The sequence below is a fragment of the Caballeronia sp. LZ062 genome, from assembly GCF_031450785.1.
Classification (GTDB): domain Bacteria; phylum Pseudomonadota; class Gammaproteobacteria; order Burkholderiales; family Burkholderiaceae; genus Caballeronia.
The window spans coordinates 777,135-788,538 of sequence record NZ_JARTWB010000002.1 but is presented as its reverse complement, the minus strand read 5'-3'; the positions used below and the strand labels follow the sequence as shown (position 1 = coordinate 788,538).

Here is an 11,404-nt window from a genome sequence, read left to right as displayed (position 1 = left end):
TCATGCGCCGGGCAGCGATTCCTTGAACTTGCCGTAGGCCATGATCTTGTCGAAGCGGCGATCGCGCAGATCCTGCACGCTCAAGCCCTGGAACTGACGTAGCGAATCCGCGAGCGCGCGGCGCAGGAGCGCGGCCATGCCCTTCGGATCGCGATGCGCGCCGCCGAGCGGCTCGTTCACGATCTTGTCGATGAGGCCGAGCGCCTTCAGGCGATGCGCCGTCAACCCGAGCGCTTCGGCCGCTTCGGGCGCCTTCGCCGCGCTCTTCCACAGAATGGACGCGCAGCCTTCCGGCGAGATCACCGAATACGTGGAGAACTGCAGCATCATGACGGTGTCCGCGACCGCGATGGCCAGCGCGCCGCCCGAGCCGCCTTCGCCGATGATCGTGGTGATGATCGGCGTCTTGAGTTCGGCCATGACGAAGAGATTGCGGCCGATGGCTTCGGACTGCCCGCGCTCTTCCGCGCCGATGCCCGGATACGCGCCCGGCGTGTCGACGAACGTGAAGATGGGCATGCTGAACTTTTCGGCGAGGCGCATGAGGCGCTCGGCCTTGCGATAGCCTTCCGGGCGCGGCATGCCGAAGTTGCGCAGCGCGCGCTCCTTGGTGTCGCGGCCCTTCTGATGACCGATCACCATGCACGGCTGGCCGTTGAAGCGCGCGAAGCCGCCGACGATAGCGAGATCGTCCGCGAAAGAACGGTCGCCATGCAGTTCGTGGAAGTCGGTGAACAGTTCGTTCACGTAGTCGAGCGTGTAAGGCCGCTGCGGATGACGCGCGATTTGCGAAACCTGCCACGGCGACAGGTTCGCGTACAGATCCTTGGTGAGCTGCTGGCTCTTCTTCGACAGCCGCTCGATTTCTTCCGAGATATCGACAGCGGAATCGTCCTGAACGAAGCGGAGTTCTTCGATCTTCGCTTCGAGTTCAGCGATCGGCTGCTCGAAATCCAGAAACGTGGTCTTCATGTGTTCGAGTCCTTGAACAACGGGCAGGGGCGCAAGGGCGTCTATTCTAACCGCGTCCGTCCCTGTTAAAAACGCGCGGGAACTATCGATTATAAATCAACGATAGCCCGGCAAATGCTGTTGCGAATCAGTGGTCTGCGGGAATCGGATTGAGGCTGCGCCACATGTACCACGTCGCGACGGTTCGCCACGGCTCCCAGTTCGCCGCGACTTCCCGCGCTTCGCTGCGCGTGACCGGCTCGCCGCTGAAGTAATTGACGCTGATGGCCTGAATGAGACCGAGGTCGTCGAGCGGCAGCACGTTCGGGCGCGACAGGTTGAAGATGAGAAACATCTCCGCCGTCCATCGGCCGATGCCGCGAATCTGCGTGAGTTCGGCGATGACCGCTTCGTCGTCCATCGACGCCCACGTACCGACATGCAGCGCGCCCGAGACGAAGTGCTGCGCGAGATCGAGTATGTACTCGGTCTTGCGCTTCGAGAGCCCGCATCCTTGCAGTTTCTCTGCGCCGAGCGCGATGAAGTCCGCCGGCACAATGGCGGGACACGCGGTCTTCACGCGCTCCCAAATGGCTTGCGCGGCTTTCACCGAGATCTGCTGGCCGGCAACGGATCGCGCGAGCGTCGAAAAGGGATCGCCGAGATTGACGAGATGCATCTGCCCGAACTTCGGGATCAGCTTCTTGAGAATGCGGTCGCGCTTCATAAGGTCGGCGCAGGCCTTGTCCCAGTAATCGGGACGCACGATCTCGCGCGTGAGGCCGCCCACTTGCACCGGCACGGCGGCATCGGTTGTGACTGCGCGCGACTTGCGAACGACTTCGCCCTCCTTCTCTGCGACGAGCGATTGCACGTTCGCCGCAACGCTCGCGGATGCGCGGCCGCTGCTCTTCGCACGCGGCGCCGGAGCAGGAACGATTGCAGCCTTCGATGTGCGGGCGACGACATCTTCGCCGTTGACGCGGCGTGCCCCGTTCACCTTCGCACTCGCCGTTTCCTTCGATGCGCGCTTGACCGCGGTCTTGCGCGGCGCCGCGGCAGAGGCACTCTCTGTCTGCGTGCTTGCATTCAACTGCGCACCGCGCGTCCGCTTCGTTGCGGGCGACGCAGCACTTCCTGACGCCGGTCGCTTGACCGGCGTCTTCCTGGCCGTTGCCATCTTGCCTCCTGCCTGGCGAGTCGATCAGAGGGTTCGAAGGTGCGCGTTCAAACGCGACGCCATTCGGTCGACCCACCCGGTTTGTCTTCAAGTGCAATCCCGGCTTCGAGCAACTGGGCGCGAATCCGGTCTGCTTCGGCATAGTTCTTCGCCTGTTTCGCGGCGATGCGCTCGGCGATCTTCGCTTCGATCTCGTGTGGCGAAAGACCTTCTGCCGCGGCGGTGCCGCCTGCTTGCTGCAGAAAGGCGCGCGGCTCGCGGCCGAAGAAACCGAGCACCTGACCCAGGCTCTTCAACTGACGCGCGAGCGCGGCATCACGCGTGCGGTTCACTTCGCTTGCGAGATCGAACAGCACGGACACGGCCACCGGCGTGTTGAAGTCGTCGTTCATCGCAGACTGGAAACGCTGCGCGTTGGCCTCGTTCCAGTCAAGTTGCTGATTGTCCGGCTCGACATCCTTCAATGCTGTATACAGGCGTGTCAGTGCGTTTCTTGCATCGTCGATATGCACGTCGCTGTAATTCAGCGGCGACCGATAGTGTGCCCGTGCAATAAAGAAACGCACGACTTCGGCATCAAATTTTTCGAGCACTTCGCGGATCGTGAAGAAGTTGCCGAGCGACTTCGACATCTTCTCGCTGTCGATCTGCACGAAGCCGTTATGCATCCAGTAGTTCACGAAGGTCTTGCCCGTGGCGCCTTCGCTTTGCGCGATCTCGTTCTCGTGATGCGGGAACTGCAAGTCCTGCCCGCCGCCGTGAATGTCGAAGTGTTCGCCGAGCAGCTCGCACGCCATTGCGGAACATTCGATATGCCAGCCCGGCCGGCCGCGTCCCCACTGCGAGTCCCAGCCGGAATCGGCGGGCTCGCCCTCCTTCGCGTGTTTCCACAACACGAAGTCGAGCGGGTCTTCTTTCGCATCGTTGGCCGCGACGCGCTCGCCCGCGCGCAAGTCTTCCAGCGACTTGCCCGAGAGCTTGCCGTAGCCCGTGAACTTGCGCACCGCGTAGTTCACGTCGCCGTCCTTCGCGTGATAGGCATAACCGTTCGCCTGCAACGCATCGATCATGCCGAGCATCTGCGGGATGTAGTCGGTCGCGCGCGGCTCGAGGTCGGGCCGCGCGACGCCGAGCGCATCGGCGTCTTCGTGCATCGCCGTGATGAAGCGCTGCGTGAGCGACTTGATGGACTCGTTGTTCGCGACCGCGCGACGGATGATCTTGTCGTCGATGTCCGTGATGTTGCGCACGTACGTGACGTTGTAGCCGAGCGTGCGCAACCACCGCTGCACGACATCGAACACGACCATGACGCGAGCATGACCGATGTGACAATAGTCATAGACCGTCATTCCGCAGACGTACATGCGTACCTCGCCGGGGCGAAGCGGCGTGAAGGTTTGCTTGTCACGCGCGAGCGTGTTGTAGATGCGCAGCGAATTCATAGAGGACAGTGCGTGTGCCGGAACCAACCGTGCGTTGAGTCGCAAACGGCGTGCTCGATACTGCGGGGCGGGGAAGACGCACACGCGAGCGCGAACACGACGGTCAGACGACCAGGACGGAGACGGCCACGAGTGGCAAAGACAGTCGGATGTCGGCAGCGCGTGAGCACGAGCGCAATGTCGTGTGCAAGGCGCGTGCGCGGAACGTCCGGACCTTTTGTTAGAATAGGTCGGAGTATAACACCCGGATTTATGCCCATGAAACCTCCAGGCGGCCGCACGGCGGGCAGTGCCACGCGTGCTTCGTGCTTCGCTTTCGCCCTCGCCGTTCATGGTGTTTCGTGCTTCGCCCGGCAGTTGCTTTTCAAGTCGTTCACAGCCGAGCTTCCGGGTTCTCCGGTTGTCTCCCGCCTCATTCCCTGACCCATATTCAAGTGACTCACGCCCAAGCGCGCATGCCTCTGCCACTCTTTCGCCGGCCCGCTGCCGATCGTTTCCGCAACCGCTTCAACGCGACGCTTGCGCGCACCGCCGCCGTCGCCGTGATCGGCGTCGCCGCGTGCTTCGGTTGGTCGAACGCGGCGCTCGCTCAAGTGTCCGCTGCCACGGCGGACGGCACGCCTCAGATCGACGCCTCCATCGCCAATAAAGACTGGAACGCCGCACTCACGCAGCTCGACGCGCAGCTCGCCACGCATCCGCGCGACGTGCAGGCGAAGTTCAAGCGCGCGACCGTGCTCGCTCGCCTGAATCGCGACGACGAAGCTATCACCGCATTCACCGAACTCACGCAGGCTTATCCCGAATTGCCCGAGCCGTACAACAATCTCGCCGCGCTGTACGCGAAGAAGGGGCGCTACGAAGACGCGCGCGTCGCGCTGGAGACGGCGGTGAAGGCCAACCCCGGCTATGCGCTGGCCTACGACAATCTCGGCGATCTGTATCTGCGGCTCGCGAGCGAATCGTACAAGCGCGCGCAATCGCTCGGCTCGACGAGTCCGCTCACGCGCCAGCGCGTCACCGCAATTCAGAACATCATCACGCCGCCGCCGAGAAAGCGCGGGACGGCCGCGGCCTCGGGCGCGCAGGCGGCATCCGCGCCTCGCGCGGCATCGGATGAATGGGCGCCCACGCCGGGCTCCAACGTCACGACCATGCCCTCGCCCGACAGTTACTCGCCGTTCGGCGGACCGACCGGCCCGCTGCCCACGTCGCCTTATGTCGCGCCCAGCGGGCAGCAGCCTTAAGACAAACCTGCGCGAACCCGCGCGCGCAGGCGGTAAGCTGTCGTCCTGCGCCGCGCGATAGCGCGACGCTTTGCATCCATCAATCGAGGATCCGACTTCATGAAATTGCTGATGTTGGCGCTGTCCGGCGCCGCCCTGATCGCGACCGCCCCCGCCTTTGCTCAACCAGGGCAACCCGCGCAGGCCGCGCATCCGAACGTGCTATTCAAGACTTCGCAAGGCGACATCCGCGTCGAGCTGTATCCTGAGAAGGCGCCGAAGACGGTTGAGAACTTTCTCGCCTACGTGAAGTCCGGTCAGTACAGCGGCACGATTTTTCATCGCGTGATCCCCGGCTTCATGATTCAGGGCGGCGGCTACAGCACGAGCTTCGCGGAGAAGCCCACGCGCGCGCCCATTCCGCTCGAAAGCCGTAACGGCCTGAAGAACGGGACCGGCACCATCGCGATGGCGCGCACGAGCGATCCGAATTCGGCAACGGCCCAGTTCTTCATCAATACGGTCGATAATGCCGGGCTCGACTATCCAAATCCGGACGGCAACGGCTATGCCGTGTTCGGCAAGGTCGTCTCCGGAATGGATGTCGTGAAGAAGATTGAAGCCAGCCCGACCACCACGCGCGGGCCGATGGCGGACGTGCCGCAAAAGCCGACCGTGATCGAGTCGGCGACCGTGGTGTCCCAGTAACACGAACACTCGCGGCGGCGCGCGATGGTCGCGCGCCGCTCATTCCGCTCATTCAACACACCGGAGAAAGAACATGGTCGAACTGCATACGAACCACGGCGTCATCAAGCTCGAACTCGACGCCGAAAAGGCGCCGAAGACCGTCGAGAACTTCCTCAACTACGTGAAGAAGGGCCACTACGACAACACGGTGTTCCATCGCGTGATCGACGGCTTCATGATTCAGGGCGGCGGTTTCGAGCCGGGCATGAAGCAGAAGCCGACCGACGCGCCGATCCAGAACGAAGCCAACAACGGCCTCACGAACGACACCGGCACCGTCGCGATGGCGCGCACGAACGATCCGCACTCGGCCACCGCGCAGTTCTTCATCAACGTGAAGGACAACGACTTCCTGAACCACTCGTCGCCGACGCCGCAAGGCTGGGGTTACACCGTGTTCGGCCGCGTCGTCGAAGGACTTGATGTGGTCGAGAAGATCAAGAAGGTCAAGACGGGCTCGAAGGGCTTCCACCAGGACGTGCCGGTCGATGACGTGATCATCGAGAAGGCCGTGGTGGTCTGATCGTTCATCGCATGATCGATACGAAGGCTCTCGGTCGCGAATTGAAAGACGAAGCAGCGGGCAGCGCGCACGACGCGCGCCCGCTGTTTTTCATTTCGGACCTGCACTTGAGCGAGGCGATACCGAACACGGTCGCCGCGTTCGAACATTTCATCGAAGTCACGGCCAACGAGGCGGACTCCGTTTTCATTCTCGGCGACCTGTTCGAGTTCTGGGTCGGCGACGACGTGCTCGACCCCGCCGTGGACCACGAGCGCGCACGCTTCGCCCGGCGCATGACGAAGCTCATGCACACGCTGTCCGAGCGCGGCATCGGCCTGTATGTGATGCACGGCAATCGCGACTTCCTGCTCGGCAAGCGCTTCATGCGCGAAGCCGGCGCCATGCTGCTGCCCGATCCGTACGCGATGACCGCGTTCGGCACGCGCATCGTGCTCGCGCACGGCGACGCGCTCTGCACGGCCGATCGCGCGTATCAGCGGTTCCGCCACTTCGCGCGCAATCGTTACGCGCAACGCGCTTTCCTCGCGCTGCCGCTCGGCGCGCGGCTCGCCATCGGCCAGCGCATGCGGAGCAAGAGCGAAGGGGCGCGCATGAACGGCGCATCGCCGAAATACGACGTGACGCGCAAGGCCGTGTCGGAGCTTTTCATCCGAAGCCGCGCGCATACGTTGATTCACGGCCACACGCACCGCCCCGCGATGCATCGCGAAGTGGAAGGCGTGCGCTGGGTCCTGCCCGATTGGGAACTGGATATCGAGGCGCCGCGCGGCGGCTATTTACGCCTGGATGCCGGCGGCGTGCGCGCGTTGCCGTTATGACTGGCGTTCGGCGCTGCGCGCCTCGCCTTCCATCACTTTAGAAAGGCGCTTCAGGTCGAGCAGCGCCGCGCAGTCGATGCCGTGCAGCACCTCGACGCGCGCGCGTTGCCCTATAGCTGGCGTTCGGCGCTGCGCGCCTCGCCTTCCATTACTTTCGAGAGGCGCTTCAGGTCGAGCAGTGCCGCGCCGTCGATGCCGTGCAGCGCCTCGACGCGCGCGCCGAGCCGCTCCAGTGCCGCGACGATCTCGTCGGTGCGCTGCGCCTGCGTCGATGCGTGATCGATCAGGCCGTGAATCGCGAGCGACACGGGATCGTCCGCGTTCGGCGTGATGCCGTATGCGCAGAACGCGGCGTTCGCGCTCTCGCGCGCATCGGGCTTCTTCGCGACCGCCGGCATCACGACGCGCGCCGGATTGCCGACCGCCGTGCCGCCCGCGGGAACCGGCTTCACGACGACCGCGTTCGAGCCGATCTTCGCTTCTGCGCCGACCGTGAAGCTGCCGAGCACCTTCGCGCCCGCGCCCACGATCACGCCGCGCTCCAGCGTCGGATGCCGCTTCGCACCGCGCGAGAGCGAGGTGCCGCCGAGCGTCACGCCTTGGTAAATGGTGCAGTCGTCGCCGACGATAGCCGTCTCGCCGATCACGACTCCCATGCCGTGATCGATGAACACGCGCCGCCCGAGCGTCGCGCCCGGGTGGATCTCGATGCCGGTCAGAAAGCGCGCAATCTGCGACACGAAGCGCCCGAGCCAGCGCCAGCCGCGATGCCAGCAGCCGTGCGCGAAACGATGCAGGACGATGGCATGCAGCCCCGGATAACACGTCACGACTTCAAAGACGCTGCGAGCGGCGGGATCGCGCTCACGAATGGCGGCGATGTCTTCGCGAAATCGGTCGAACATGGCGGTGATCTCAGTCGGGGATGGGTTGCGCTGGGGTAGCGCGGTGCTTAGCTGCGAAAGCGCAAAGCTTATGTCGGCGAGCCGTTTTCCGCCGATTGTAGGACGAGCGAGCCGCCCGTGCAGGACGCGCCCCGTGCCCCCGATGACCGCGCGGTCGCGCTCACGGCTCCTTACCACCCAGAAGAATATGCTTTGCAATGCCGCGAAGAATGTTCACTTCCTCACGTTCGAGACCTGCTCGTGCAAAAAGACGCCGCACGCGCGACATCAGTTTCTTCGGATTCGCCGGGTCGAGGAACGAGAGCGCGATCAATGCCTCTTCGAGGTGCGCGTACATGCCCTCGATTTCATCACTCGATGCAAGCTGCCCCACCGTTTCGACGGGCGTCGCCACCGGCGCACGCGGTGCAACCGGCGCGGCTTGATGGAACGCGAGCCGCAATTCATAAGCAAGCACCTGAACCGCCTGCGCGAGATTGAGCGAGCTGTACGCAGGATTGGCCGGAATATGCGCGAGCGCGCTGCAACGCTCGACATCCGCGTTCGAGAGTCCCGTGCGCTCGTTGCCGAACACGAGCGCGATGTCTCCCTGATGCGCTAATTCGCGCGCGCGTTCTGCCACGGCGCGCGGCGGCATGTGCGGCGGACCGTATTCGCGCGTGCGCGCGGTGAGCGCGACGGACCAGCGCACGCCGACGAGTGCCTCCGCGAGCGTGGCGACGACATGCGCGGACGCGAGCACGTCGTCCGCGCCGGAAGCCATCGCGATGGCTTCCGGCTCGTTCTTCACATCGGCGACGCGCGGCGCGACGAGCACGAGGCGCGCAAAGCCCATCGTTTTGAGTGCGCGAGCCGCGGCGCCTACATTGCCCGGATGACTAGGCTCGACAAGAATGAACCGTGTGGACGTGAAGCCACCGGCAGGATGGGAGAGATCGTTGGATTCCAAGGCGCGATTCGTGCGTTCGAGTTGCAAATGAGTAGCGGAACTCATCCGCGCAAGCAACGCGCAGAAGTAGCCCGCGGGAAGAACCCATTATGTTATCGCCGATTCGCACGGGCAGCCGCGCCTCGATGCGCCGCCGCGCATTCGGGTAAAATGGCCCCTTCGCGCTTCGTGAACGTCTGCGGGCGCCCCGCTCTTATCCAATTCGTCTTTCGTCGACCTAGTCGTTGTCGCCAACCCATCTTGCTAATGCATCGCCCGCGCACGTCAGTGCCACGCGCGGCGGTCAAAGGATTTCGCTCATGCATCCGATGCTCAACATCGCTGTCAAGGCCGCGCGCCGCGCCGGACAGATCATCAACCGCGCGTCGCTGGACCTGGACCGTCTCCTCGTCAGCAAGAAACAGCACAACGACTTCGTGACGGAAGTCGACAAGGCGTCGGAAGCGGCCATCATCGAGACGCTGCACACCGCCTATCCCGATCACTCGATTCTCGCGGAAGAGTCCGGCAAGGACGATCGCGAATCCGATTATCAGTGGATCATCGATCCGCTCGACGGCACCACCAACTTCATCCACGGTTTCCAGTACTACTGCGTCTCGATCGCGCTCGCACACAAGGGCACGGTCACGCAGGCGGTCGTCTACGATCCGACGCGCAACGATCTCTTCACCGCATCGCGCGGCGGCGGCGCGTATCTGAACGAGCGGCGCATCCGCGTCGGCAAGCTGGACCGTCTCTCGGATGCGCTCATCGGCACGGGCTTTCCGTTCCGCGACGGTCAGGGGCTCAATGCCTACACGCGCCTTTTCAGCGAAATGACGATGTCGTGCGCCGGGCTGCGCCGGCCGGGCGCGGCGGCGCTCGATCTCGCGAACGTCGCAGCGGGCCGGCTCGACGGCTTCTTCGAGCAGGGCATTCATCCGTGGGACGTGGCGGCGGGCAGCCTGATCGTGACCGAAGCGGGCGGTCTCGTCGGCAACTACACGGGCGAATCGGACTTCCTGTTCCAGAATGAGATCGTCGCGGCTAACCCGAAGGTCTACGCCCAGATGGTCAAGATTCTCGACATGTATTCGCGCACACGTCTGACGGGCGAATAACCCAAAGCACGCGCTACATCGCTTTGCCGGAGCGCGCGCCGCCGCGCTCCGTTCCGCTGTTTTTCGACGGGCGCGACGCGTGTTCTGCAGTCAACGCCGCGCTCGGCTAGAGTGCAGTCTTTTAGCCGCGCAGTCTTTTAGCCGCATCCTCGGGCCGCCCTTTTCCCCCTTCCCTTTCGGCGCCACGCGCCCCGGCCGCAAGCACGCCATGAAAAAAGGCTTCTATACGATCATCGCCGCGCAGTTCGTGTCTTCGCTGGCGGACAACGCGCTTCTGATCGCCGCAATCGCGATGCTCGCCGTCGTGCATTCCGCGCCGTGGGTCACGCCGCTCTTGCAGATTTTCTTCACCGTGTCGTACGTGGTGCTCGCGCCCTTCGTCGGCGCATTCGCCGATGCGCTGCAAAAGCGCCATGTCATGTTCGTCTCGAATGCGCTGAAAGCCGGCGGCTGCGCGTTGATGATCGCGGGCGTGCACCCGATGATCGCGTATGGCGTCGTCGGCCTGGGCGCGGCGGCGTATTCGCCGGCCAAGTACGGCATCCTCACCGAACTGCTGCCGCCGCAGAAGCTGATCGCGGCGAACGCGTGGCTCGAATCGGCAACGGTCGGCTCCACCATCATCGGCACCGTGATCGGCGGCGCGCTCGTGAGCCAGGTCGTCGAGCGCTGGGTGTCGCAGGCGCATGTGCCGCTCGTCAGCAGCGCCGCACACGCCTCCATGTTCGCCGTCATGCTGATCTACGCATCGGCGGCCGCCATTAACGCATTCATTCCCGATACCGGCGCGCGCTACCCGAACCTGCTGACGCAGCCGACGCGCCTCGTGCACGACTTCTCGCACTGCTTCAAGGTGCTGTGGAGCGACAAGCTCGCGCAGATCGCGCTGTGGGTCACGACGCTCCTGTGGGGCGCGGCCGTCACGCTGCAACTGCTGGTGCTCAAATGGGCCGACGCGAACCTCGGCTTGTCGCTCTCGAAGGCAGCGGTGTTGCAAGGCATCACGGGCGTCGGCATTGCGCTCGGTGCGGCGGCGGCATCCGCGTGGATATCGCTCAGGCAGTCGCTGAAGGTGCTGCCGGTCGGCGTGCTGATCGGCGCGGTGGCGATTGCCATGGCGTTCTACAACAAGGACCTGTTCCCGGCCGGCGCGGGTGTTCACGTCGGGCCGTTCTTCGCGCCGGCGTACATCCTCATGGCGTATCCGCTGATGATCGCGCTCGGCGGTCTGTCGGGTTTCTTCATCGTGCCGATGAACGCGATCCTGCAACATCGCGGCGCAACGCTGCTGTCGGCGGGGCATTCGATCGCCGTGCAGAATTTCAATCAGAACCTCGCGGTACTCGCGATGCTCGGCGCCTATGCACTACTCTTGACGGAGAAGGTTCCGGTGCAGTGGATCACCGTCGTGTTCGGCACCTTCGTCTGCGGGATGATGGCGCTTGCAATGCGCCGCCATACGCGCAACGAACGTGAAGTGGATCTCGGCGCGCTCGTCGAGGAATGAACCTTGCTTACGGGTTGCATCCGGCTGCGTGCGCCAGCGTTCGA

At 64.0% G+C, this 11,404-nt stretch carries 11 protein-coding genes; 6 read left to right on the top strand and 5 right to left on the bottom strand.

What is annotated here, in order from left to right:
• The 3 genes from P9239_RS09725 to cysS form a co-directional block, all read right to left on the bottom strand.
• Window positions 1-972: an acetyl-CoA carboxylase carboxyltransferase subunit alpha gene (locus tag P9239_RS09725; protein ID WP_309750250.1), complete on the bottom strand. Its 972-nt coding sequence runs from the start codon at window positions 970-972 to the stop codon at window positions 1-3.
• Window positions 973-1,099: 127 nt separating this feature from the next.
• Entirely contained in the window at window positions 1,100-2,131 is a 1,032-nt protein-coding gene (locus P9239_RS09720) for a DNA repair protein (RefSeq protein WP_309750249.1), read from the bottom strand.
• A 47-nt stretch (window positions 2,132-2,178) separates the two neighbouring features.
• Window positions 2,179-3,576: a cysteine--tRNA ligase gene (gene cysS / locus P9239_RS09715; RefSeq protein WP_309750248.1), complete on the bottom strand. Its 1,398-nt coding sequence runs from the start codon at window positions 3,574-3,576 to the stop codon at window positions 2,179-2,181.
• Between the two features lie 455 nt (window positions 3,577-4,031).
• On the opposite strand from cysS, the gene P9239_RS09710 reads away from it, so the two are divergent.
• From P9239_RS09710 to P9239_RS09695, 4 genes are all read left to right on the top strand, one after another.
• Entirely contained in the window at window positions 4,032-4,823 is a 792-nt protein-coding gene (locus tag P9239_RS09710) for a tetratricopeptide repeat protein (RefSeq protein ID WP_309750247.1), read from the top strand.
• A gap of 99 nt (window positions 4,824-4,922) precedes the next feature.
• Window positions 4,923-5,510 (top strand): peptidylprolyl isomerase, encoded by a 588-nt coding sequence (locus P9239_RS09705; RefSeq protein ID WP_309750246.1) that lies wholly within the window; start codon window positions 4,923-4,925, stop codon window positions 5,508-5,510.
• A gap of 73 nt (window positions 5,511-5,583) precedes the next feature.
• Window positions 5,584-6,075: a peptidylprolyl isomerase gene (locus P9239_RS09700; protein WP_244846768.1), complete on the top strand. Its 492-nt coding sequence runs from the start codon at window positions 5,584-5,586 to the stop codon at window positions 6,073-6,075.
• A gap of 11 nt (window positions 6,076-6,086) precedes the next feature.
• A complete protein-coding gene (locus P9239_RS09695; RefSeq protein ID WP_309750245.1) occupies window positions 6,087-6,896 on the top strand; it encodes a UDP-2,3-diacylglucosamine diphosphatase in 810 nt (269 codons plus the stop codon).
• Window positions 6,897-7,006: 110 nt separating this feature from the next.
• Here the strand turns inward: P9239_RS09695 and cysE are convergent, their stop codons facing one another.
• Complete coding sequence (gene cysE, locus P9239_RS09690; protein ID WP_309750244.1) at window positions 7,007-7,801, bottom strand: serine O-acetyltransferase; 795 nt, start codon at window positions 7,799-7,801, stop codon at window positions 7,007-7,009.
• Window positions 7,802-7,961: 160 nt separating this feature from the next.
• Window positions 7,962-8,750 (bottom strand): RNA methyltransferase, encoded by a 789-nt coding sequence (locus P9239_RS09685; protein ID WP_309750243.1) that lies wholly within the window; start codon window positions 8,748-8,750, stop codon window positions 7,962-7,964.
• A 299-nt stretch (window positions 8,751-9,049) separates the two neighbouring features.
• Here P9239_RS09685 and P9239_RS09680 point away from each other — a divergent pair, with 299 nt between their 5' ends.
• Together P9239_RS09680 and lplT are read left to right on the top strand one after the other, a co-directional pair.
• Window positions 9,050-9,853 (top strand): inositol monophosphatase family protein, encoded by an 804-nt coding sequence (locus tag P9239_RS09680; protein WP_309750242.1) that lies wholly within the window; start codon window positions 9,050-9,052, stop codon window positions 9,851-9,853.
• Window positions 9,854-10,061: 208 nt separating this feature from the next.
• A complete protein-coding gene (gene lplT / locus P9239_RS09675; RefSeq protein WP_309750241.1) occupies window positions 10,062-11,360 on the top strand; it encodes a lysophospholipid transporter LplT in 1,299 nt (432 codons plus the stop codon).
• Window positions 11,361-11,404: the final 44 nt, after the last annotated feature.